This is a genomic window from Saprospira sp. CCB-QB6, assembly GCF_028464065.1.
Classification (GTDB): domain Bacteria; phylum Bacteroidota; class Bacteroidia; order Chitinophagales; family Saprospiraceae; genus Saprospira.
Map to the genome: position 1 here is coordinate 1501660 of NZ_CP116808.1, position 24250 is coordinate 1525909.

General features: G+C 43.5%; 22 protein-coding genes. 9 read left to right on the forward strand and 13 right to left on the reverse strand.

The window, feature by feature from the left end:
* Window positions 1–31: 31 nt before the first annotated feature.
* The 3 genes from rpsB to rplM form a co-directional block, all read right to left on the reverse strand.
* Window positions 32–754: a 30S ribosomal protein S2 gene (gene rpsB / locus PPO43_RS05820; protein WP_272620873.1), complete on the reverse strand. Its 723-nt coding sequence runs from the start codon at window positions 752–754 to the stop codon at window positions 32–34.
* Between the two features lie 67 nt (window positions 755–821).
* Window positions 822–1208, reverse strand: a complete 387-nt coding sequence (rpsI, locus tag PPO43_RS05825) for a 30S ribosomal protein S9 (protein WP_272620874.1) — start codon at window positions 1206–1208, stop codon at window positions 822–824.
* A 20-nt stretch (window positions 1209–1228) separates the two neighbouring features.
* Entirely contained in the window at window positions 1229–1681 is a 453-nt protein-coding gene (gene rplM / locus PPO43_RS05830; RefSeq protein ID WP_272620875.1) for a 50S ribosomal protein L13, read from the reverse strand.
* A 653-nt stretch (window positions 1682–2334) separates the two neighbouring features.
* Between rplM and PPO43_RS05835 the strand changes: the two genes are divergently transcribed.
* Window positions 2335–2826 (forward strand): hypothetical protein, encoded by a 492-nt coding sequence (locus PPO43_RS05835; protein WP_272620876.1) that lies wholly within the window; start codon window positions 2335–2337, stop codon window positions 2824–2826.
* 313 nt (window positions 2827–3139) lie between these two features.
* Window positions 3140–4105 (forward strand): T9SS type A sorting domain-containing protein, encoded by a 966-nt coding sequence (locus tag PPO43_RS05840; RefSeq protein ID WP_272620877.1) that lies wholly within the window; start codon window positions 3140–3142, stop codon window positions 4103–4105.
* A 377-nt stretch (window positions 4106–4482) separates the two neighbouring features.
* Here PPO43_RS05840 and PPO43_RS05845 read toward each other — a convergent pair whose 3' ends face one another.
* The 4 genes from PPO43_RS05845 to PPO43_RS05860 form a co-directional block, all read right to left on the reverse strand.
* Window positions 4483–5760, reverse strand: coding sequence for an ABC transporter permease (locus PPO43_RS05845; protein WP_272620878.1), 1278 nt, complete (start codon window positions 5758–5760; stop codon window positions 4483–4485).
* A 105-nt stretch (window positions 5761–5865) separates the two neighbouring features.
* Window positions 5866–8865 carry a CHAT domain-containing protein gene (locus tag PPO43_RS05850; RefSeq protein ID WP_272620879.1) on the reverse strand — a complete coding sequence of 1000 codons (3000 nt, stop codon included), beginning with the start codon at window positions 8863–8865 and terminating at the stop codon, window positions 5866–5868.
* Window positions 8866–9140: 275 nt separating this feature from the next.
* Window positions 9141–10037 carry a hypothetical protein gene (locus PPO43_RS05855; RefSeq protein WP_272620880.1) on the reverse strand — a complete coding sequence of 299 codons (897 nt, stop codon included), beginning with the start codon at window positions 10035–10037 and terminating at the stop codon, window positions 9141–9143.
* Window positions 10038–10207: 170 nt separating this feature from the next.
* Window positions 10208–10732 (reverse strand): hypothetical protein, encoded by a 525-nt coding sequence (locus PPO43_RS05860; protein ID WP_272620881.1) that lies wholly within the window; start codon window positions 10730–10732, stop codon window positions 10208–10210.
* A gap of 236 nt (window positions 10733–10968) precedes the next feature.
* On the opposite strand from PPO43_RS05860, the gene PPO43_RS05865 reads away from it, so the two are divergent.
* From PPO43_RS05865 to PPO43_RS05875, 3 genes are all read left to right on the forward strand, one after another.
* Window positions 10969–13197, forward strand: coding sequence for a DUF7477 domain-containing protein (locus PPO43_RS05865; protein WP_272620882.1), 2229 nt, complete (start codon window positions 10969–10971; stop codon window positions 13195–13197).
* A 190-nt stretch (window positions 13198–13387) separates the two neighbouring features.
* Window positions 13388–14800, forward strand: a complete 1413-nt coding sequence (locus PPO43_RS05870; protein WP_272620883.1) for a C1 family peptidase — start codon at window positions 13388–13390, stop codon at window positions 14798–14800.
* Window positions 14801–15084: 284 nt separating this feature from the next.
* Window positions 15085–16284: a T9SS type A sorting domain-containing protein gene (locus PPO43_RS05875; RefSeq protein ID WP_272620884.1), complete on the forward strand. Its 1200-nt coding sequence runs from the start codon at window positions 15085–15087 to the stop codon at window positions 16282–16284.
* 112 nt (window positions 16285–16396) lie between these two features.
* Here the strand turns inward: PPO43_RS05875 and PPO43_RS05880 are convergent, their stop codons facing one another.
* From PPO43_RS05880 to PPO43_RS05890, 3 genes are all read right to left on the reverse strand, one after another.
* The gene (locus PPO43_RS05880) at window positions 16397–16645 is read right to left on the reverse strand and encodes a hypothetical protein (protein ID WP_002659274.1); all 249 of its coding nucleotides are present in this window, start codon (window positions 16643–16645) and stop codon (window positions 16397–16399) included.
* Between the two features lie 144 nt (window positions 16646–16789).
* Entirely contained in the window at window positions 16790–17431 is a 642-nt protein-coding gene (locus PPO43_RS05885; RefSeq protein WP_272620885.1) for a sigma-70 family RNA polymerase sigma factor, read from the reverse strand.
* 375 nt (window positions 17432–17806) lie between these two features.
* Complete coding sequence (locus PPO43_RS05890) at window positions 17807–18166, reverse strand: hypothetical protein (RefSeq protein ID WP_272620886.1); 360 nt, start codon at window positions 18164–18166, stop codon at window positions 17807–17809.
* Between the two features lie 517 nt (window positions 18167–18683).
* Here PPO43_RS05890 and fumC point away from each other — a divergent pair.
* The 3 genes from fumC to PPO43_RS05905 all read left to right on the forward strand — a co-directional run bounded on the left by fumC (window position 18684) and on the right by PPO43_RS05905 (window position 21492).
* Window positions 18684–20075 carry a class II fumarate hydratase gene (gene fumC / locus PPO43_RS05895; RefSeq protein WP_272620887.1) on the forward strand — a complete coding sequence of 464 codons (1392 nt, stop codon included), beginning with the start codon at window positions 18684–18686 and terminating at the stop codon, window positions 20073–20075.
* 110 nt (window positions 20076–20185) lie between these two features.
* A complete protein-coding gene (locus PPO43_RS05900; RefSeq protein ID WP_272620888.1) occupies window positions 20186–20608 on the forward strand; it encodes a hypothetical protein in 423 nt (140 codons plus the stop codon).
* A 20-nt stretch (window positions 20609–20628) separates the two neighbouring features.
* The gene (locus PPO43_RS05905) at window positions 20629–21492 is read left to right on the forward strand and encodes an IS3 family transposase (RefSeq protein ID WP_272621327.1); all 864 of its coding nucleotides are present in this window, start codon (window positions 20629–20631) and stop codon (window positions 21490–21492) included.
* 159 nt (window positions 21493–21651) lie between these two features.
* On the opposite strand, the gene PPO43_RS05910 is transcribed toward PPO43_RS05905, so the two are convergent.
* The gene (locus PPO43_RS05910) at window positions 21652–22179 is read right to left on the reverse strand and encodes an RNA polymerase sigma factor (protein ID WP_272620889.1); all 528 of its coding nucleotides are present in this window, start codon (window positions 22177–22179) and stop codon (window positions 21652–21654) included.
* Window positions 22180–22535: 356 nt separating this feature from the next.
* A complete protein-coding gene (locus PPO43_RS05915) occupies window positions 22536–22913 on the reverse strand; it encodes a transcriptional regulator (protein WP_272620890.1) in 378 nt (125 codons plus the stop codon).
* 221 nt (window positions 22914–23134) lie between these two features.
* Between PPO43_RS05915 and PPO43_RS05920 the strand changes: the two genes are divergently transcribed.
* Window positions 23135–23284, forward strand: a complete 150-nt coding sequence (locus tag PPO43_RS05920) for a hypothetical protein (protein ID WP_272620891.1) — start codon at window positions 23135–23137, stop codon at window positions 23282–23284.
* Window positions 23285–23342: 58 nt separating this feature from the next.
* On the opposite strand, the gene nadC is transcribed toward PPO43_RS05920, so the two are convergent.
* Window positions 23343–24200, reverse strand: a complete 858-nt coding sequence (nadC, locus tag PPO43_RS05925; RefSeq protein ID WP_272620893.1) for a carboxylating nicotinate-nucleotide diphosphorylase — start codon at window positions 24198–24200, stop codon at window positions 23343–23345.
* Between the last annotated feature and the right edge of the window lie 50 nt (window positions 24201–24250).

Genomic DNA, 24250 nt, shown 5'->3' on the forward strand with positions numbered 1-24250 from the left:
GTTTATAAGGTGTGAGATGTGATGTCGTCGCTTATTTCTCGGCGCTAGCCTTTTCCTCTTTCACTTTTTTGCCTTCTTCTAGACCTTCGCGGATAGCCTCAGTGAGGTAGTTTACCACGATAGCGATAGCTTTAGAAGCATCATCGTTAGAAGGAACAGCAAAATCTACTTGAGTAGGATCAGAGTTAGTATCTACGATACCAATTGTGCTAATACCCAAACGCTTTGCTTCAGCGATAGCCAAGTGCTCATGGCTGATATCTACTACGAACAAACTGTTAGGTAGGCGGTTTAGGTCAGCAATACCACCAAACATACGGTGAAGTTTAGCGTGCTGACGGCTAAGTACCAAACGCTCCTTTTTCGTGATGTTCTCTAGGGTACCATCATTGAGCATACGCTCGATGCTTTGCATTTTGCGTACAGACTTGCGAATAGTCGCAAAGTTAGTCATCATACCTCCCAACCAACGGTCAGTAACGAAAGGCATGCCTACGCTAGTAGCTGCTTTTTCTACAATACCACGAGCTTGCTTCTTGGTACCAACAAAAAGGATCTTTTTGCCAGACTTAGCCATTTGCTTCATGGCTTTAGCAGTCTCTTCTAGCGATTCAATTGTGCGGTTAAGGTCAATTACGTGAATACCTTTACGCTCCATAAAAATGAAGGGACGCATTTTGGGGTTCCACTTTCTTTTCATGTGGCCAAAATGACAACCCGCATCCAACAACTCTTTATAAGTAGGTGTTTGCATATCTTTATCTATAATTTGTAGCTTGGGCCACTAAGCAGCCCCAAGCAGAGAGATGGCAGAAATAAAATTAACGTTTGCTGAACTGGAAGCTCTTACGGGCCTTGGGCTTACCGTATTTCTTACGCTCAACAACACGAGGATCACGACTGAGGTATTTTTTCACCTTGAGCGGGCTGCGGAACTCTTCGTTCACTTCTACCAACGCTCTAGAGATACCCAAACGAACAGCCTCAGCTTGTCCTTTGATTCCACCTCCACTTACATTCACCTGAATGTCATATAGGTTTTGTACTTCTACTTCCTGAAGAGGAGCTACTACTTTTCCTTGAATGTGAACAGCAGGAAAGTACTCTTTATAATCAAGACCATTAACCGTTACTTTGCCAGAACCCTGACGCAGGTATACACGGGCTACGGCCGCTTTTCTTCTTCCGATAGTGTTAATCATTTCCATATCGTAATACTTGCGTTTTATTATTTATTAGTAGGATCGAAAGGCTGAGGCTTCTGAGCCTGATGAGGATGCTCCGAACCTTCATACACAAACAATTTTTTGAAAGTGGCACGACCCAATTTGTTCTTGGGCAACATACCTTTGATCGCATTCTCTAGCACGCGGCGAGGACGCTTGGCCAACAACTCTGCAGCTGTAGCCGACTTCTGACCACCTGGGTATCCAGAATAAGTCAAATATACTTTCTGTTGCAATTTGCGACCAGTCAAGTTGACTTTCTCAGCATTGATGATGATCACATAATCTCCTGTATCTACATGAGGAGTAAAGCATGCTTTGTGCTTGCCTCTTAGCACCTTAGCAATTTCAGAAGCAAGACGACCTAGGGTTTTACCCTCGGCATCCACAATCCACCAATTGCGCTCTACGGTCTCTTTTTTTGCAGACTGTGTTCTGTAACTCAGCGTATCCACAATTCCTATAATTTTATATTAGTAATCAATTTATTAGCGGCTTTTGAGCCCAAAAACAATCTACTTTAGCCCAAAGCGCTTGCAAATGTACAATTCCTATTCTGTATTAGGAAGCTTTTTTAAGGGTTTTTTCAATAACACTTTTGTAAATCACTGAAAATCAACCCTAAAATCGCACAAAAATTTTAAAACTGCTCTTTTTCAAGGGGTTTTGGGGCCCGCGGCCAGCTAGGCCTTTCAGCCTAGCTCGGCCGCCGCTATGCTGCGGGGCTCACAGGTCTGTTCGGCCCTTCAGCCGCCTGCGGCGGCTTCGGTCTGGCCTTCGGCCACCCCTCCGCAGCGCTGGGCCAATATACGCCTAGCCGCCCCCCTCTTCTCTCCCCCCATTAATTCCCCCTTCGCTAAAAGCAATTGTTAAGCTTTTATTAAAGCAGAGACTCAACGAACTTTATTGATGAGCCTAATGAGCATACTTTTAAGGTCGTTGACGACACTCCAGACATCGTTGACTATACTTCAAAGGTCCTTAGTTCCTAATCAATTAGTACTAATTTTAAAAAAGGTCGATCGAGTGGGTAACAATAGGAGAATTGCTGGCATAAATAGCATATTCACAAAGTTCTAACTAAAAAAATCACAAAAAACAGATCGACATGGCCAATTTGAATTTCAATCGGATTTCAAGAGTATTGACGGATCAGGAGATGCAAGATGTGGAGCAACAACTTGATAGCTGTCAGCAAATACTTTCCTTCTTAACTGAGTTAGATAGCAAAGAGCGAAAAACGCTCAAACGAATTAATGTAGACCACCATCATTTTGTACAAGAGACCTTAAGCGTCATGAATTATGTAGAGCTTCCTTTGCCGCCTCATGTAGGGGCCGATGAAATTGCAAAAGACTTGGCCCTGTACGAGCAGTTGCAGCAGCTCATTATTAAGGTAGAGCAGTTGTTGAAGCGCCTAAAAGATAGTTCGGCCTTGGCGGGCAGTGAGGCCTATAGCCAAAGTAGTTTGGTCTATCATTTACTGGGCGCCATGGCCGATAGTAGTCTGCCGGGTTATGCTAGCGCCCATGAGCGGCTAAAAGCTTACTTTAAAAAGTATGGCCGCAATAATAGCCATGAGCTGGATCCAGAAGAATAGAAAAGGTCCCCGCAGCCATAAGGCTGCGGGGACCTTTTTGTTGCTGTGGGTTTCAACCTACAAGCATCTAGCTGGCGGCAAAGCCGCCATGGCCGAAGGCCAAAAGGCCTAGCGATGTGCAGGGGTGGCCGTAGGCCAGACCGAAGCCCGAAGGGCTGAAGGGCCGAGCGAGCAGCGAGCCCCGAAACGTAGCGCCTGCCGCAGGCAGGAGGCCCCAAAAACAGTCCAGCCTAGCAAAGACATTAACCTTGAATTGTTTTTTTTCAAAAAGAATTACATTTGCCATTATCTTAAACTTCTCAATACAAACATCATGAGGTCTTTATTACTTTTTCTTGCTCTTTTTACATTTTGCAGTGTTGCAAAGGCCCAGCAAGCAGATACTGCTGCTTGGTGCCCTTCTGGAGCAACTTGGGTATATTCTGTCTCGGCTTGGGGGCCAGATAGTTATCTAAAATATACTTATGAGAAGGATACGCTGCTTCTCAATCAGGCAGTTAAGAAAATAGCCGTTAGCCGTGTTCATTATATAGGGCCAAATGTTGGTCAGGGCAGATCGGAGAGCCAGATAGGCTATGAATATGAATATATGTCTAATGACCGTCTTTATTTTTATGACTCTAGTAGCAACAGCTTTATCCTCAAGTTTGATTTTAATGCCGTGCAGGGTGATTCTTTGATTGTTCGCAATCCGCGTTCAACTTGTGATAGCCTTCCCAACTTTCCGGACCAAGATACGCTCTATATAGACAGCCTCTCTCAGGATACTTTTAATCAGCTTATTTTTGATCGTTACCATCTAAGTTCTGGCAGCTTTGAGTCTTTCCGATTCGATCCGGTCATCAAATACATAGGTAGTTTTGAGAGTTTTCATCCTGAGGTCTCTGAAACAAATTGTCCTTTGCCCATTGATGGCTATATTCATAAACAGTTATTTTTCTATCAGGACAGTCTTCGTGGTCGAGTAGTCTTTAGCGAAAACTATAATGATACCCTTGTTGAAAGCATCATCAGCAGTATTTTCAGAACGGAGTCGGGAATTTCAGCAGCAAAAGAAGTGCGGGTATTTCCGAATCCTGCGCAGGATGAGCTTTGGCTAGATGTAGCGCTAAATGGCGTATTGAATCTTAGCATTTATAATTTGGCGGGGCAAGAAGTTCGTCATTTTCAGCTCCATCAAAACCACTTTTCTATTCGAGACTTGCCCAAGGGCATGTACATCTTACATTTGCGAACAGATGATCAACAGTTTTATCCAACTAAATTTGTGAAGCAATAGCTTGGATGCAGATTGTCAAAAGCCCAGCACATTAGTTATGTGCTGGGCTTTTTTATACGGTCCTACAGGCGGCAAAGCCGCCATGGCCCCAGGCCAAATAGGAGTCCTGTCACTTCTATCCTTTGATTTAATTTTTTGCTATTCATCGTTATTTTTCTCAGCCATAGCTACAGCTATGCCTTTAAAAAATGCCTCGACTAGCCTAAAATTTTTATCAAAGTATGGCCAAAGCGCAGAACTCCTATTTGGCCTAGCGATGTGCAGGGGTGGCCGAAGGCCAGACCGAAGCCGCCAAAGGCGGCTGAAGGGCCGAGTGAACAGCGAGCCCCGGAACGTAGCGCCGCAAGGCGAAGCCGCAGCGGAGGCCCCAACCCTCATTATCGTCCGGCCCGCATGGCTTCTACAGCCTCCATTTTAGAGGCAGAATAGGCGGGAATAATACCTGCGATCACGCCAGAAAAGGCGGCAATACTGAGGCCGAGTACGGCATTATAAGTAGATAAAAAGATGGGGAAATCGGCAAAATGGGTAACGGCTAGGGCGGCCAGGTAGACAAAGAGGAGGCCGATAGCGCCGCCAAAGAGGCAGAGTAAAATAGACTCGATTAGGAACTCCATGAGGATCATATAGCGCTTGGCGCCTAGGGCTTTTTTCACGCCGATTAGGTTGGTGCGTTCTTTTACGGAAACGAACATAATATTGGCTACCGAAAAGACGCCCACGATAATGGCGAAGCCGCCGATAAAGAGGCCTGCTAGATTAATGACGCCAAAAATGCTGCTGAGGAAATTGGAGAGAATAGAGAGCGTATTGAGGGCAAAATTGTCTTCTTCTTTTGGGGGAAGGCGGCGGCTAGCGCGGAGGACCCCTACCAATTCGGTTTTGAGTGCTTCTACATCTACGTCTGTTTCAGCTTTTACGGAAATAGAGCTACGGCCGCGGTTCATGGCTGAGCGGCCTAGGTTAATATACTTGCGGGCGGTATTGTAGGGGATGATAGCGACATTATCGAAATTAATGGGGTTGATGAGGTCCTTTCCTTCTTTTTGGAGGACGCCCACCACTTTGAGTTTTTGGCCTTTAGATTTAATCCAGCGGCCCAGGGCGGATTCGCCTTCTCTAAAGAGCATTTTATAGACCTCATAGCCGATAATCACTTCATTTTGGCCTCTAAAAAAGCTATTTGGGGTAAAGTATCGGCCTTGTTCGAACTCTAGGCCGAAGATATCTTTATAATCGGGGGTCACGCCCATATAGAACACCCCGGCGGCCTCGCCCAATTTAGATTCTGTATTGCTGCCACCGATAAAGACGCTAAAAGAAGTTTTGCCGGCGGTTTGGCAATTGGCTTGGATCGCTTCAAAATCTCGGAAAGAGGGTTCGGGTCGGCGCATATACTTCCAGTAATTCTCTCTGGGGTCTTCGCCCCAGGGCATAGTATTTACGTAGACCACATCATCGCCTAATTGTTCGAAGCTTTTGCGGATACTATATTCTAGGGAGTCGACTGCGGAGAAGACCATAATCACGCACCAGATCCCGATTGTGATGCCGAGTAGGGAGAGCAGGGTACGGAGTTTATTGCCAAAAAGCTGTTGGAGAGCTAGGAAGCAGGCCTCGAAAAAGAGGCGAAAAAAGAGGAGTACAGCAGCCATAGGAGCGTTGAGATTGAAGCAAAAAATGGGGAGACTCATCTAAGATAAGTCTCCCGATCAAGAGTTTACTAACTTTTAGAGCAAAATAGGATTTGATTAGACCAATTAGGCGGCTTTCTCTTTGCGTCGGTTCTTTCTTTTTTGGCGGAGGAAAAAAGCGCCTCCTGCGGAGAGCATAATTCCGCCAATAGCGAAGGGCAAAAAGGGGTTAGCGGGGGGCAGATTGAGTTTTTTATCGTTGCCCATAAGGATAAAGGGCGACCAAAAGGCGGGATGGGCTATAGGGCCTTTATTATTGGCTAGGTAACTCAGTTTAGCTTGGCGCAGGGCGGCGCTTTTGCTGGCTCCGGCTTCTAGTTCTTGATAAAAAGCTTGCATAATTGCGGCGGTAGCGGCATCATCTACTTGCCAGAGGCTAACAACTAGAGCGGGAACGCCTGCTTCAATAAAGGCGGTAGCTAAAGAGGCGGTACCATTTCCTTGTTGGAATTTTCCGTAGCCTGTTTCGCAGGCAGAGAGAACGACTAGGTCTGCATTTAGGTCTAGGTTAGCAATTTCGATTGCTTGTAAAAAGCCATCTTTGAGGCTATCGCTATAGGGGGTAAAGGCTAAGCCAGAGAGACTAGGTTGTTCTTTATGCATCATGCCGTGCATAGCGAGGTGAATAAAGCGGTAAGTCTTAGCCTCTTGAGTAAACCTTTCTTCACTAGCTTCTTTTTTATAAAAAAAACGGCCCTCAAAAAGTTTAGCGAGCAGGCGTACTTCTGATTCCGCCGACTTGAGTGGGCTGAGCCTGCTCCGTTTGTTATCAATGCTAATCGTATCGCCTTCTTTATAAAAAGCGGCCATAGCTAGCATTTGTCCATTATTTTGATGGAAAGAAGTAGTTTGGTTATGTTGCCAAAGCTCTAAAGAGAAAGAGTAAGAGACTGCGTATTTTTTAATGAGGTAGGGCAAGCTATTGTAATTATCGCTTTTCTGGGCGGCCTGCATCAATAGTGTTTCGAAGGGGATATAAGCCAATTCTTTATCTGGGATAATCAGAAGTTGTTGGATATTGGCGGGTATTTCTTGAAGGACAGGCTCAAGTAAAAGTTGGTATAGCTGGTGAGCTTTTTGGCTATAGTCTACAAAAACCTCTTCGCCACCGTTGAGGATAGTTTTATAGGAAAGCAGCATTCGTTGGTACTCCATAACGCTTTGTCCTAAGGTCTCTGCATTTAGTTTTTGTTCTATGTAGCGAAGTTCTTTGGTATCTAGGTAAAAAACAAAGCAACTACTATCGGTTAAGAAATATTCGATAGCGGCTCGGTTAGGGCCTAGTGTTTTTTGGAGTTCGCTTAAGTTTAGGGCTTTGTGGCCAAACTTATAATCTACATAGTCTGGATACTGCTTAAATAAGTGGCGTTTGTGTTCTCCCATCTCCCAAATTTGGTCATTGAGAAGTGCGAGTAGACTATCTTTAGGTGTTTTATCCTTAGCTAATTTATATTCTTTGAGCAGTTGGCTATAGCGTTTTTTGATTGCCTGTTGTTTTTCTTGCTCTATTTCTGGCAGTAGTTTTTTACTATAAGCTATGCGTTCGTTTTGGCTTTCTAGGAGCAGAGTCGATTTATCCTTTTCTGAAATAGCCAACAATTTAGCTACAGCTTGTTGGTCTAGGTGTGCCCAATTCATTTGGCGTTGGTAAGCGGCCGAGCTTATTTTTAGTGAGTTAAGACGATCTTGTTCTAGGTTATAGCTTTCTCTTTGTTTGGCTAGGCTTTCGGCATATAGGCTATCTATAATATAAAGGCGTTTGAGGTGTTGGCGATTTTTGGTTTGCTCATAGCGTTTGCTTTCTAAGTCTTTAGCTAAAAAAAGGATTCTAGAGAGTTCGACTAAATCCAAAAAATAATTTATCTCGACCTCTTCTAGTTGGTCTAAGCTAAAGGATTTTGTTTCGGTACTATTTAGGGTAAAGTGTTCTAGTATAGCTGCCTCTGCAGCGGCTAATTCGCCTTTAGCTATAGCAAGCTGAGCTACAAAGCTTAGGTTTTCTGCATACTTCACGCTATTTTTTCCAAAGACGGCAATAATCCGTGTCATATACTTTTCCAAGCAGTCTTCTGCTTTTTGATATTGTTCTTGTTCTAGGTATAAAAGATATAACAGAAAGTAAATCCTAGTAGTGAATGTTCCTGTTGATTGAGCTAATGCTTGTTTATAGTAGTTTTCGGCTTCTTCATATCGCTGTTGCATCTTATAATTCAGCCCCATTACTACTGAGATTTTAGATACATCATTCCCCTTGGCTAGTGGCATAGCTTTCAAATAAAGTGCTTCTGCTTCTTTATAGGCCTTCTTTTCTTCTAAGATTTTGCCTTTTTTCACCAATACCTCCAAATAGAAAGCATTTTTTCGTTCTAATCCCTCCATGATATTTAGGATCAAGTTAGCTGTTTGTTCCGCTTCGGCATAGCGTTTAGCCTTCATTTCTGTAGTCATCAAATTATGTAGAGATCGAGCGTAGGGCTCTCCCTTTGTCCCATTATATTTTCGTTCTAGGGCAATGCTTTGTCTAAAAAAGTCTGCTGCAGGGGCATATTGTGCTAATTTGACATAAACTACTGCGATATTATTTATCAGGGCGATATAACTAGCTGAGTGTTCTAACTTTAGCTCCTCCCAAATGGCTTTGGCTTCAAACTGCGTACTTAAAGTCTGTTCAAAATTATTTTCGGCTAGATAAAGCTTAGCCCTTAAGCCTAACCATTCGGCCAAGTGCACTCCTTTTTTTCCCTGATCTAAGCGCTGTACTTGTGCTTTAGTTTTCATCAGAGCCATTTGGGCTTCTTTATAATGCCCCAAATTGTATTGAAGCACAATCTTGCTTCCCACAAAACTCCAACTTAAACTATCTTTCCAGCCTAAAGAGGCTTCCTTATAAAGCGCCAATTCTGCCAAAGCAGAATCTATAATTTGAATTGATTCATCATATTGGCCATTACTGTATGCTTCCATGAAGCGATTCTCAAAAGCCTGATACTTAGCGCTATCTTGCCCAAATAACAAAAGGGGGCAAAAGAATAACAGGAAGGTAAAAAAGTAGTGTGGGGGTCTCATTTTTATGTCAGTCTAGTTAGTAAAGTAAGTTTATACTCCTGCAAATTTAACACTTTCAAAACAGTAGACGCACTATATTTATTTTTTGATGCTTTTCGATATGTTTTTGGGGCGGCCCCTCGCCTATCGGCTCGGGTCGGGCTGTGTCGTGGCTCGCAGGTCTGCTCGGCCCTGCGTCGCCTTTGGCTCCTTGGTCTGCGGCTCTGCCGCACCACTTTCCATCCCTCAGCCGTTTTGGCCTAAAAGGCCAAAGGCGGCCATTGGCCGCCTATACGCTACTTTTTACTCACTATTTCTAGTTGCACAAAATAATCATCTCGCCTTTTGTAGTGGTATAAATTGACTTCTACATGCTCTAGACTACAAGCCCTATAATTTAGCTCATAGTACTCTTTAAGTAAAGAATACGGGGCTTCCGTAGTTTCCTTTGCCTCGCTCAAGCAATTATTTTCCAAAACGGCTTTCAATTGTTTTAGCGCTTCTTCTTTAGCTGCTGCAGCTAGTGCTTGGTCTTCGCCTTCATATAGATTACAGCGATAGACGTATCCTTTGGGCGTAATTTCCATAGTTCCTGCTTTCCCCTGAAACAGATAAGTGGTTTCATATCGGCTACCCTTGATGTCTTTATCAATAAAGTCTCCTTGTATAGGAATAAAGAGCGTTTCTGAAATAGCAAGTAAAAACTCTATTTGCTCGGCAAACTCTTGGGCATCTCGGTAACTGGACCAATCTTTTTTGGCCAAAATCAGTAAGAGTTCTGGTGTAACCAAATAATCCTTTTTATCTAAAGCCATAAAGCGCCAAAAATAGTCGCCCGCTTCTTTAATTGTATAGCTAGACTTAAAGCGGAATTTATCCCCTTTTTGGAGGGGGCGTATTTTCATAATTTCTTCTGTTTCTGAAGAAAAGCTTCCTTCAAAAGGAGTCGTTTGGTCCTGCATTAGGAAAGTAATTTGGTCTCCTTTATCCAAAAAGATAGCTTCTTCTACATACTCACAGCCCTTTTTCACACCTACTTCGGTCCAGAAATCCCCTTTACCATTACTCAACACCTTAATATTTTCCCGAATGGCCTTTACCCGTTCACTTTCGGTATATTTGATGTAACTCTGTGCCCAAAGACCTAAAGGCAAAAAAAGACTAAGTACCAAAGTGTAGTAATATTGTTTCATATCATTTATTTATTGAACGCTTTGTACAAAAGAAAGAACATCCGATTGGGCCAATGGCTGAGCGCTGCGGAGTGGGTGGCCCGAAGGGCCAGACCCAGCCGCCTTAGGCGGCGCAGGGCCGAGCGAGCAGCGAGCCCCGCAGCATAGCGGCGGCCGCAGGCAGGAGGCCCCTAATAATCATACCCAACTGCTATACCAATTAAAGGACTAGCTCCTAAATGAGGATGATATTGCCAAGATAAATAGGCTTGAAAAAAAGTCTTTTGTGGAATTTGATAGCGATACCCCAAAGAAGGCAGGGCTATAGGCATAAAATGCGCCCCCTCTGTTAGCGAATAGCCTAGGCTAAAGCTGCTGCCCAAGCCCAATTCTAAAAAATGGCCCTGTTTGCCATAGGCATAAAATAGCCGCCAAGGCGAAGAGAGCGCCAGCATTCTTCCATAATTATTATGCATAACTCCTAAGCCAGCTCCTATTTGTAAATTAAGTTGCTGAAAAGGTCGTTGCCATAGGTTATATTGTGTATTAAAGTAGATAAAACTATTTTGCGCCTCGCCTAAGCCAACAGTACTGCATAGCTCTACACTAAACAGCCGTTGAGGGTGATATTGGGGGCGATGATTATCTGGTAACTCATATTGAGCCGCCGCAGAAAAAGCCCCAAAAAATAACATTAAACTGTATAAAATCCGCATCCCAAAAGTATTTTAAAATCCTTGCCGCCAATTTGATGGCTTTTCTGTTAAAAAATAGCACTTTCTTTGTAGACCCATAATAAAAGCTGATTTAAAGGCGGTTATTAAGTTAGGGTTCATTAAAAAACGATTGATTTCACAGTTGACACGCTTAATTTTAATGAGTTTTTAGTTTAGACCAACTTCTGCCCAAAAACTTATTTTTTAATAAGTTCAAACCAAAACTTTCTAAGAACATGCGCACTATTTTCACCCTTTTCAGTTTCCTTCTCGGACTTCAGAGCCTCTATGCCCAAAATGACAGTTGGGCTATTTCAATGAGTGCTAGTAGAGATTTGCAAGCCTATGAAAAGAGCAGCGAATTCCCTACCGACTTTGTTAAAAAACATTGGAACCAAGGAAAATTCCTCAGCAATATTGCTTTTGATGGAAATGCTTGGTGGGTTGTTATGACCAAAAAGAATTACAAGCAACAAACCTTTTACCGAAGCACCGACTTCCCAAATGATTGGATTGATCGCAAATGGAGCGAAGGCTTTGATATTACCGATATCGAATTTGCCGATGAGCAATGGATTGTGGTTATGAGCCGCGGCGCTGGCTTTGAGCAGGAAGGCTGGGCAAAGAAAAATAGCTTTGATGAAATCAGGACGTATATTGAGCAGCAATGGAAAGCGGGTAAATATATCGTTGACCTTGCCTATGGACAAGGCCAATGGGTGGGCGTTCTTTCTAAAGGCGCTCAATATCGTCAGCAAACCTTCCGCTGGTCGGCCAGCTATCCCGCCAAATGGATCCAAGAAAATTATGGCAAGGGCTTCAATATTACAGGCATCACTTATGGCGATGGCCAGTGGCTGGTTGTCATGTCTAAACTCAAACAGGCCCAAAAAGAAGTCAGCATGGCCCAAACGGCCTTTCCCGCTGATTATATCAAAACGAATTGGGATAAAAATTACCGCATTAGCCAGCTGCATTTTAACTATGAGCCACAAGGTCGCAAAGATTATTTCCAAGATCATTACAGCGCTGGGAATAAAGCCCTCAATGAAAAAAATTACGATCTAGCCGTTCGCCACTATACCGAAGCACTCAAGCTCCACCCCAATGATGCGAACTGCTATAACAATCGCGCTTGGGCCAAATATTTACTGGGCCAATGCGAAACAGCCCTCAATGATGTCAATTCGGCCATCCAACTAGAAGCCGATGAACATAGCTACCATAGCCGCGCCGCAATTTATCTCTGCCTCGGCCGCTGCAACAAAGCCCTAGACGATTTTAATACGGCCGAAAAAATGACCAAGACTAAAGAGGCCTTCTATTATGGCGACCGCGCTATGGCCCAAGAATGCTTAGGCAATTTTGAGGCTGCCGCCAAGGATTACGCCAAAGCATTGAGCATTAACCCCAATGAATCAGCTTATAAACAAGGTCTTGCCCAAGTCAAATCAAAAATGAAGGAAACAGCTCCCCCCTCTGTGAGCTGGGATTATCCTTATAAAGCTTATACCGCCAGCACTGAGCCCGTCTATGAGGTCAAAGCTTGTATCAATTCCGAACTGCCAATTACTTCAGTCAAACTCTTGCTCAATGGCCAGAGTTTTAGCTCTAGAGGCTTTGGCTTAGAAGACGATTGCGACCGCAGCCTATCTGAAACGGTTCGCCTCCAAGAAGGACGCAACGAACTCATTATTCAGGTCCAAACAAACAAGCACGAAATGCGCTCCGAAAAACGCATTATCGAGTATAAAGCCTCTAGCAGTGGAAACTATCACGCCCTTATTATCGCCGTAGAAAATTATGACGATTTTGCCATCTCTGATCTCGAAAAACCTATCGATGACGGGGCCGAACTCCAAAAGGTGCTTACCCAAACGTATACCTTTGAACCTGGCGATGTGCATTTTCTCAAAAACCCCACAAAAGAAGAAATTCTCAATAAATTGGTCTACCTACAAGACCGACTAAGCGATGATGACAATCTTTTGGTGTATTACTCTGGCCATGGTATCGTGAAAAATGAGGTGGGCTACTGGCTACCCAAGGATTCTAAAAAGAATAGCCGCAGCAACTGGCTCTCTAATGCAGAGCTCCGCGATTATATGAATGCCATGAAGGCCAAACATACCCTTGTGGTCGCCGACGCCTGCTTTAGTGGCTCCATTTTTACTGGCGGCTTCCGCAATATGGAAGAGTTCGCCTGCGAAGAAATGGCCAAACTCAAAAGCCGCCGCGCCATTACCAGCGGAGCCAATACCGTGGTGCCCGATAACAGCATTTTTTTCAAGTATTTTATCAAAATGCTGGGCCAAAATGACGCTAGCTGCTTCACTGCCGAAAATCTCTACTCTAAAATTAAACCCGCAGTAATCTACAATAGCCCCAACAATCACGTCCCACAGTTTGGCGTTTTGCCCCAAACTGGCGATGAAGGCGGAAATTTTGTCTTCAGAAAACGCTAATTACTACTGCTTTTTGGGGCTGCCCCTCGCCTATCGGCTCGGGTCGGGCCATTGCGCAGCTCGCTGCTCGCTCGGCCCTGCGCCGCCAAAGGCGGCTGGGTCTGGCCCTTCGGGCCACTGCTGTCTATCCCTCAGCCGTTCGGCCTTCGGCCGCTAAGGAGGCCCACTTTTCCACCTTCAATCTAATCCTATGTATAAATTATTTTTTGCCTGCCTCAGTTTTTTGGCCCTTTCAGCTGGCCTTTTGGCCCAACCCTATACCACAGGCATCCCCCTAGAACCCGATCCCGACTATGACGATATTCCCGTCAAAGCCGAACAAACAAAATCACTCTACCGCTCTGTAGGCTCCCAAGCCTCTTTGGCCAAATGGGCCCCTACTCCTGGTAGCCAAGGTAATTATGGCACCTGCGCCGCCTGGGCCACGGCCTATACCGCCCGCTCTATTCTAGAAGCAAAGGCCAATGGTTGGACCGACACCAAAACTATCGATGATAATACCTTTTCTTATGGTTTTCTCTATCGTCTGAGCTCTTCTAGCAAAAACTGCTGGGGCGCCTATCTCTCTCGCTGTGCCGATAATATGAAGGTTTATGGCGTGCCCAAATACAAGGACTTTAAGGCCCATTGTTATAATGGGAATAAGCTGCCCCAACAAGCCTACGATGCCGCCAAAAATTTTAAAATTAAGGATTATGTCCGCCTTTGGGACAAAAATGATGGCACCACGGACAAACAAAAGGTAGCCAAAGCCAAAAAAAGCCTATCCGAAGGCTACCCTATTGCTGTTTCTATGATTTGCCCCAACTCATTTATGTATGCCAAATCAGATCTTTGGACGCCCACCGAATCAGCAGAAGAATCGCCAACTAACCCACATGGCCGCCATGCCGTTTGCCTCATTGGTTATGATGACGATAAATATGGTGGAGCCTTTTTGGTCCAAAACTCTTGGGGGACCTCTTGGGGCGGCAATGGCCGAATTTGGGTCAAGTATAAAGATTTTCCAGCCTTTTTTTATCAGGCCATCGAAATTGTGGGAGAACCCGCTAAAGCTCCTGCAGAAAGAGAGTTGGCTGGAAGTCTTCGCCTAGAAGGTTATGAGGGCCAAGCCATGAAAGCCCGCATTCAAGCTGATAAAAGTAGTTTTCGTCTAAACTCTTCTTATCGCTCAGGCACCCGCTTTAGAATGTATATTGGCAACCAAGCTCCAGCTTATGTCTATGCCATTGGCGATGATTTAAGACATAAGCCCTTTGTAGTTTTCCCCCACAAGCCCAATGTAAGTCCCTTACTCAACTATAAAAAGAATGAGGTTCCCTTACCCAATGAAGAAAAGCACCTTCGCTTAAATGGAGAGGTGGGCACTGATTTTTTGTGCATCATTTATTCGCAAGAACCGTTAGATATTGATCAGGTTTGCCGACAGCTCAAGCAGCAAAGCAGCAAACTGAGTTTCAAGAGCCGCCTCAAGGCGGTCCTTGGTCCAAAACTAGCCGATGACTCAGCTCTAAAGTATAGTTTAGGGAATAATGGCCAGATGAAATTCACGGGTAAAGGCAGTTGTGCAGCCTTGCTGGTTGAAATTCCACATATTGATTAAAATGGAGCCCCGCCGCAAAATTGCGGCGGGGCTTTTTTCTGCGCCCTACAGGCCCAAAGGGCCGCAGGCTGAGGGGCTGAAGCAGGGCCGCGAAGCGGCAGACCAAGGCCGTAGGCCGCAGGGCCGAGCAGACCTGCGAGCTGCGCAATGGCCCGACCCGACCAAAGGGAGGGGCAGCCCCAAAAAAATAATCCTCAAAACACCAAAATTAAAAAACTAAACATCTAGATAAATAGCCCCTAACTCATTGATAGAATGGGTATTCACCTCAAAATCGTTGTTTTATGAAAAAATCTATCGTACTATTTGCCGCCAGTTTATTTTCTGTGGCCAGTTGGGCGCAGCTTCCTCGTCTAGAAGAGCCTAGTTTTGTAGAATATGAAACTTATCAGGAGGCCGATTTCTTGTTGCCCATTCCAGAGGAAGAGGCCAGCTTTAGCTATGGAAATTTGCAGACGGCGCGCAACCTCAAAGAAGTAAATATGGAGGGCAGCACCGATGCTTATCCTTGGTTATCTAAGGATGGTTTGCGTTTATTTTGGACCCAAACTTTTGAGGGGCAGGATAAAATCGTGCAGGCCGAGCGGCCTAATTTGCAAACGCCATTTGGTCCAGCCAAAGTCATGGGCCTAAATATGGAAGGGCTAGATAATATGTCTATTTGGCTCTCTGAAGATGAGTTGACTGCGGTGCATTCTGTTCGGGAAAAAGGCGAAATTGATCTTTACTTCTCTCAGCGAGCAAGCCGATCGGAGCCCTTTTCAGCAGATAAGTGGCTATTTAGTTTGGAGGGGGTCGAAGAGCTAGAATTTATCTCGGCGCCTAGTTTGACTCAAAATTTAGAGGAGCTTTACCTCTATCATTCGGGAGAAAGCGGCCAGCAAATCTTGCAATTTAAGTTAGGCAATTTCCCGGGGCTCTACCAATTTGAGGCAATTTTGGCAGAGGGAGAAGATTTGGGCCCTGGTCATTTATCTCATGATGGTTTGCGCTTTGTTTGCAATAGTGGCCATCAAAATATGCTTATTTTTGAGCGCAGCAGTTTAAAAGAGGAATGGGTAGAAAAAGAGGCTATTTCCTTGCCTACAGATTTCAGTCAAATTGCTTTTTCTGATGAAGAGATGGTCATGGTTTATTCTCATGATCACTTTTGGGAGTCTAACCAATTGCATTTGGCCAAAAGTCCATTTGCCTCAAAAAAAAGCGGGACAAAAAAGCTAGCAGAAGCGGGCTTGATGAGCCTAGAACTCTATCCACATCCCGTACAACAGCAATTTACGGTAGCACCTATTTTGCCTGCGGGTGGAGAGCTAGAGCGAGCCGAGCTTTATAATTTGGCGGGCCAAAAAATCAAAGAATTTACGCTTAGTGCTCATCAAAGCCAATATCAATTTGATTTGGGCAACTTGCCTGCAGCTAGTTATATTTTGCGCTTATCGGGTAAAGGCTTTTTGCCCGTTTCGCAGCTAGTGGTAAAACAATAAAACAAAAAAAGAGACGGGCTGAGGCTCGTCTCTTTTCTATAATAGGGAAACTGTTGAGAGGATGCGACCAGATCTCGGGCGAGATACTGCCTCTATACAGCAAAAGATAGGATCAATAGGAGGAAGTGCTTGGGTCGCTGATTTTGGTTTTAATGCTTTGCACCAAGGCCGAGGAGACGTTTCTCCGGCCGACTTTCTTGCGTAAAAATTCTCTAAAGGACTTCTCCTGTTCCAATTTGGCGAGTTGTTCGGGAGATTCCATAATAGCATCTAAAAAATTGCGGCTTTCTTCTGGAGCGAGTGCCCCATCTAGGTACATGACCAGACGGCGGTTGAACTCCTTGTCAGTTAGTCCATTCATAACTGTACTGTTTTAGTAAATTGAGAATAGTTTGCATCTATTTCAAATAGCGCCCCTTCTTTTAAGAGGCGCTGATTAATTTGAAGTTTCTTGCTAACGGGCTAAAGGGCCTAAATAGTTCGTTTTCGGTCTGTTAAAAGCGAGTTATTTATTTTTTTGGCCTCGATAATCCTTGTACCCTAGCCTTTCGGCATAAGTACGCAACTGCTCTTTGAGCATATTGCGGGCGCGGTGCAGACGCGAGCGCACCGTACCAATAGGTACATCAATAATTTTGGCAATTTCCTCATAAGTAAAGCCTTCAATATCGCAAAGCAAAATTACGGTGCGAAAATCTACAGCTAAAGAGTTAATGGCCGTAGTTACCTCATCGCCAATCATGCCTTGAAAGATTTCTTGGCGGAGGTCCATGAAATCTACATAACTAGCATCTTCGGTATCATGATAGCTCACAATATCTTCATAATCCACCTTTTGTGGACGTTTACTCTTTTTTCGATACTGATTGATGAATGCATTTTTCAGAATCTTAAAGAGCCAAGCCTTGGCATTGGTGCCCGGCTGATATCGATGTATAAACCGATAGGCTTTGAGATAAGTTTCTTGTACTAGATCATTTGCATCATCTTCGTTATAAGTCAAATGATAGGCAAAGTTGTACAAGGCATTAATTTGAGGCATTAGTTCCTCATTAAAGACCTGCAGTTCTTCTGCAGTGACTTCTCGTTCTTCTTGTTGAGGCGTTTGTTCTTGATTATCCTCATCGGGTAGAGAGTGCTCTTCCATGGGTGTTGAGATACTGGAGTTGTTGGAATATTCTGCTATTTTTGGGGCTGCCCCTTCCGATGGGTTAAAACCCAGTGCAAAGCGGTATCGCTTTGCGAAGCGATACAAAATGAGGGGTGAACCCCTCATGAATTATCGGTCGGGTCGGGCTGTGTCGTGGCTCGCTAGTCGCTCGGCCCTGCAGTTTTTTTCGCTTCGCTTCAAAAAACTTGGGTCTGGCCTTCGGCCACCACTGTTCATCCCTCAGCCTGCGGCCCTTTGGGCCTGTCTCCGCTAAAAAGGCTAGCCTTCAACTTTTTGGAAATTGAAGGCCAACAAATTTAGTATCTTTTTGGGAAGAATCCAGTAAATGGTCCAAAAAGGAGGCAGTGCAGATTATCGTCTACCGCCTTGGCGGTACAAGCGCTGCAAAATATTGGCAAATTGGCCATCATTTTTGAGGCGGTTGAGGTCTGCTTCAGACATATAAGTGCTAAACTTGCGGAAAAAGTCCCGCTTAAAAATAGCAAACTCTTCATAATTACGAGTAGGGAGATATTGGGCCGTTTTATTGGCTGCAGCGACTAGTTCGCTGCTTGCTTGGTAGTCCTTCCGAAGCAGGTCTAGCATTTCGCTAATTGGGTTGGCCGTCATTGTGCTATTTGTTGAAGGAGCTGCAGCGCTATGTTGAGCGCTAGCGGCTTGACCTACAAATAAAAAGGCCAATAGTGCAAAACTAAGTATCCACTTATGCATGATAATGATTATTTTTCTATGAAATTAACTTGAGACTTACGAATATACAAAGAACTCATTTAAAAACAACTGTACTTGCAGAGGAAAGCTAATTTTGCGCTCTTCCTCGTTATTTTTTTCTGCCGTAGCGCTGCTATGCCCTCTAAAAATGCCTAGAAGCGCACAAAATTATTACTCCTCAGCTATAAGTAAGTTGCTCTCAAAAGAGTTCTAGAACCCATTTAAAAACAACTGTACTTGCGGAGGAAAGCCAATTTTTGGGTTGCTTTATTTTTTGCGGTAGACAGGCGGCGCAGCCGCCGCAAAGGAGCGAAGCGACGCGGCCTAGCGATGTGCAGGGGTGGCCGATAGGCCAGACCGAGGCGGCAAAGCCGCCGAAGGGCCGAGCGAACAGCGAGCCCCGAAACGTAGCGCCGCAGCGAAGCTGCGGAGGCCCAGAAAAAACTGTATTAAAATCGCCATTCTTATATATAGAAGTTGTAAATTGCTTTTTTATGACCTAAAAAAATCAAGATTCATGGCGACTCGTCAAGAAAAAGATTCTATCGGATATGTAGAAGTGCCAGCCGACAAATATTGGGCCGCACAAACGCAACGTTCTAAAGAAAACTTCCTAATTGGAGGGCAGCGCATGCCTTTGGAAATTACGCATGCTTTTGCCATTTTGAAAAAAGCGGCAGCTTTGACCAACAACAAATTGGGGGTTTTGGCTGATGATAAGACGGAGATCATTGCTAAAGTTTGCGATGAGGTGCTTACGGGTGCTTTAGATGATCAGTTTCCTTTGGTTGTTTGGCAGACGGGTTCTGGTACGCAATCGAATATGAATATGAATGAGGTGGTGGCTAACCGTGCGCATGTTCTTTTGGGCGGTAGCTTGGAAGATAAGGTGAAAAAGATCCACCCTAACGATGATGTCAATAAATCGCAATCATCAAATGATACTTTTCCAACGGCCATGCATATTGCGGCTTATAAAATGTTGGTAGAGAATACGATTCCGGGCTTGGAGCAATTGCGCAATCGTTTGGATGAGAAGGCCAAAGCCTATGCGGATGTCGTAAAAATTGGTCGCACTCACTTTATGGATGCCACGCCGGTTACAGTTGGGCAAGAGCTTTCTGGCTTTGTTGCGCAATTGGATCATGGCATTCGCGCCATTAAAAATAGCCTTCCTCATTTGGCTGAATTGGCCTTGGGTGGAACGGCAGTAGGAACGGGTTTGAACACGCCTGAGGGTTATGCGGAAGAAGTGGCGGCTCAGATTGCGGGTCTAACGGGTTTACCTTTTGTGACTGCGCCCAATAAATTTGAGGCCTTAGCGGCACATGATGCGATTGTAGAGTCTCATGGAGCGTTGAAAACTGTGGCTGTTTCTTTGATGAAAATTGGCAATGACATTCGGATGTTGGCTTCTGGTCCACGTTGTGGAATTGGAGAGTACGTTATTCCGGCCAATGAGCCAGGTTCTTCTATCATGCCGGGTAAAGTCAATCCCACACAATCGGAAGCCTTGACAATGGCCATGGCGCAGGTTGTGGGGAATGATGTAGCGATTAACGTGGGGGGAATGACTGGGCAGTTTCAGCTCAACGTCTTCAAGCCCATGATGATTTACAACTTTTTGATTTCGGCTCGTTTGATTGGGGATGCTTGTCGTTCTTTTGAGAGCAATTGTATTGCTGGTTTGGAGCCACAGTTGAACAACATTGCCAAAAACTTGGAGAACTCCTTAATGTTGGTGACGGCCCTCAACACGCACATTGGTTATGACAAAGCCTCTGAGATTGCGAAAAAGGCCTATAAAGAAAACAGCACCCTTAAAGAAGCGGGTTTAGCTTTGGGGTATTTGACAGCAGAAGAATTTGATGCTTGGGTTCGTCCAGAAGAAATGATTGGTAGCCTTTAGGTTTAAACATTTCGGAGAAAATGAAAAAGCAGCTTGCTCAAATGAGCAAGCTGCTTTTTTTGGTCCAATGTCTTGTCCTGATATACTGATACAACAAAATCAGAAGATAGATGGAAAATAAAGAAGGTCAGTATGTTAAGCGGACACAAAAAGATTATACCTTAGCTTTTAAGCTCCAAGTTGTGTCGGAAGTAGAAAATGGAGAGATTGGATTAAAGGCAGCTCAACGAAAGTATGGGATACAAGGAGACAATACAATTCGGACATGGATTGAGAAACATGGCCAATATGATAAGAGCTATAAAATAAGAAGTATGAAAAAGAGTCCAGAACAAGAATTGATGGAATTGCGTCAGCAAATGAAGCTATTAGAGAAGCAAAATCGTCGTTTGGAAAAGGAGCTAAATCAGGCAGATAAGAAGGCCTTATTTTTTGATATGATGATAGATATAGCGGAAGAGGAGTTTCAAATTCCCATTAGAAAAAAGTCTTTACCCGAACAGTTGATAAATTCCAAAAAGAAGAAAAAATAAGCTTAAGTAGCTTATGTCGACTGGTCGGGCTAAATCGTCAGAAGTATTATAGGCCAAAGGCAAAACATAGCTCTAATCAGGGATTGGCAGAAAAAGTAGTCGCTTTAGTTCAAGAAGTACGAAACAAAATGCCTCGTTTAGGAGGTCGTAAACTGTATCATTTACTTCAAACAGAGTTGAAGGCTCTGCGAGTAGGACGAGATAAGTTTTTTACTATTTTGCGAGCCAATAACTTACTCGTTCAGCCCCGAAAGAACTATCATACAACGACGAATTCCTTTCACCACTATAGAAAGCATAAGAACAAAATAGCTGATTTGAAAATTTATCGGCCAGAGCAAGTTTGGGTTTCAGATATTACTTACATTGGAACGAGAGAAAATCCAATGTATTTAGCCTTGGTTACAGATGCTTATTCTAAGCAAATAATGGGTTATGATGTCTCGAATAGCCTAAGCAGTATTGGCTCTATTCGAGCCTTGCAGCAGGCTGCAAAGCGCCGTCAATATCCCAATGAAGAGCTGATTCATCATTCTGATCGGGGCATTCAATATTGCTCAAATGATTATCAGCAAGTACTTAAAGAACTAGGCATAAATTGTTCGATGACGGAATCTTACGACCCTTATGCAAATGCCGTAGCAGAGCGAATAAATGGAATATTAAAGCAAGAATTTATTGCAGATTTTTTCCATTTGGGCCTAGAAGCCATGAAGAAAATAGTCGCTCAAAGTATTGATATTTATAATCAAGCTCGGCCACATTGGTCTTGCCAATTTATGCCGCCTGCTGAAATGCACCAACAACAAGAGCTCGAATATAAGAGCTACAAAAAGAAAACAACTCTAGCCCAAGATCATCTCAAGCCAGAGTTGTTAAATTGACAACAAGTTATTTCCGTAAGATTTTTTGACCTTTTTGAAGGAGGTCAAAATCTTCCAGAATAACTTTTAACCGTATTTAATCAGAATTTTATTGCTTTAAATTCTGTATCAGTTTTTCAGGACGGGACAATGCTTTATTCTTCTTAGGAGAACAAGCATTTATTTTGTGCGGCCCAAAGTATCTCCATAGCGGTTATGGATTAGTCCCTTAAGTTCTTTTCGGGCAAAGAAAATACGGCTTTTCACCGTTCCCAGAGGCAATTGCAATTGATCGGCAATTTCTTGGTACTTATAGCCATAATAGTGCATCATAAAGGGAATGCGAATACTATCATCTAGAGAGGCAATCATTTTTTGGAGTTCCTGCATAAGGATTCCTGATTCGGCTCCATTAGAAACGGTTTGGCCGCCAGTGTTGAGATAATATTGATTATCGGTAGCATCGAAGATGGTGTTGGCCTTCATCTTCTTGCGATAATTATTGATAAAAATATTGCGCATAATAGTGAACAACCAGGCCTTGAGGTTGGTCCCTGGGCGGAACTTATCTTTATTGGTCAAAGCTCTAAAGGCTGTCTCTTGATAGAGATCTTTAGAGTCTTCTGAACTTTTAGTGAGTTTGTAGGCAAAGGCCTGAAGGATGCCCGCCATTTCATGGATTTGAACGCTAAATTCAGAGCTAGACATAAGGCATGCATTTTTTGTGATTCTTAAAAACTGTTGAACTTTCAACACTTCAAATATAAGTAATTCTTAAACAGAAAGCAAAATTTTGTTCCAAATAAATGTACCAACATCTATTTATTTAGCTTATCCTTAAGAAGGCCAAAACACACAAACAGCTGTATAACAGCAACTTAATTCAAAAAAAGTTAAAATAGCCTTAATACCACCTTTCAATAAAAAATGAAAGTTGTATAAGCTTTTAGACAGTTTTTCTGTCTGTTTAAGCTCTATCAAAACAAATAAAAAACGGGATAACTGGCAAAAACAGCCAGTTATCCCGCTAATAAACAACAACTTAAGTCAATAGATTTTATCTATCAGCTATTTGTTAAACAACTGCTAATAGCTTGTTCTAGTTTGTTTAAGTGGCCAGATAAAGAGAAATAGGCATTAGCTCCTGCTGCTGCACAAAGTGCAATCAGGCTTGGGCTCTCATGTTGATCGACAACAAATATAGGAGCTTTAGGATAGGCTGCTCGGAGTGTTTTTAGGCAATCGACTCCTTCCTGATAAGCATCATCTGTATTGATAATAAAAATATGGGTTTGGCTCAATTTCTCTTTTTGTTCTTCTAGCCAACAAAGGGCGCAAGTAGGCAGAGCTAGCCAATCTAGCCCAAGGTCAACCTGCTCTGCCAAAAGCTCAGCCAAGGTTTCCGACACCAACTTATTTTGTCCTAGAATCAGTAATTTCATTGTAGCCTTTAATGCAGACCTTTACTCCTTCAAACTTTGGTTTCAAACGAGCATAGTCTCTTCAAGAAACATTCAATTATAGAAAGTTGGCGGCTTTTCTCTATCAAAGAAGTTCCTAATCCTAGAATTTAGGCGTTTTACCTAAGCTGCAAGTATTTATGGATCAGTTTTTGATAAAAGTTCATTGATTATTTACTCACCCCCCTATTTCTAAAAACTATATGCTACTAGTCATTACCCTTTATATTCTTATTTTTTCACAGCTTATCCGCTCCATTTGGGAGGAAGGCAGCCTAGTCTACAAAGACCCCAAATTTTGGCTGCAAATCTTCTCCATTTTCATTGTGGCCTATGTTTATATTGGGATCTAAGATAGAAAAGCCGCTGAAGGACTTCCTTCAGTGGCTTTTCTATTAACTAGTTCATTCTTTAGCTCTTTTTCAGACTCAAATCTAAGCTCTGAAAAGAATGCGTTAAGGCTCCTACCGAAATAAAATCTACTCCAGTCTCCGCATACGCTCTAAGGTTCTCTAAGGTAATTCCTCCAGAAGCCTCTACCTCAAATTCACCATTGATTTTGGCCAAAGCCAGCTTAATCTCCTCTGGACTAAAATTATCCAACATAATCCGATCTACCTGCCCCATTTCCAAAACGGCCGCTAGTTCTTCCATATCTCGAACCTCTACCGTAATTGCAAGGTCCTTGTTCTCCGCAACCAAATAAAATAATACTTGCTGAATCGCAGTCTGCACATCTCCACAAAAATCAATATGATTGTCCTTAATCATAATCCGATCATACAAGCCTGTCCGATAGTTGTTACCACCACCAATTCTTACGGCCCATTTTTCTAGGAAACGTAGAGTAGGCGTTGTTTTACGCGTGTCCAATAACTGCACCTTTAAGCCAGCTACTTCCTGAACATAGCGAGCAGTCAAACTCGCAATTCCACTCATACGCTGCATGCAATTTAAAATCAACCGCTCTACTTTCAAAATACTTTGACTAGGTCCCGATAACTCAAAGGCAATATCGCCAACCTCCACTTTAGCCCCATCTTGCAAGTATACCTCTATGCTCAACTCTGGTGCTACTTCTGCCAAAATAGCTTGGGCCAAATCTACCCCCGCCAAAATTCCTGCATCTTTTACCAATAACTTAGCTGTTCCTCTAGCCTCCTCATCAATACAGGCCAAAGAAGTATGATCCCCATCTCCTACATCCTCTTTCAATGCTCTATTGATAAAGTCCTTTAATTCAGCAGTATCTATTCCCTCAAAATTCATGTTTGTACATTTATTTATTGATAATCAATTTTTTAATTATTTTTTTAGTA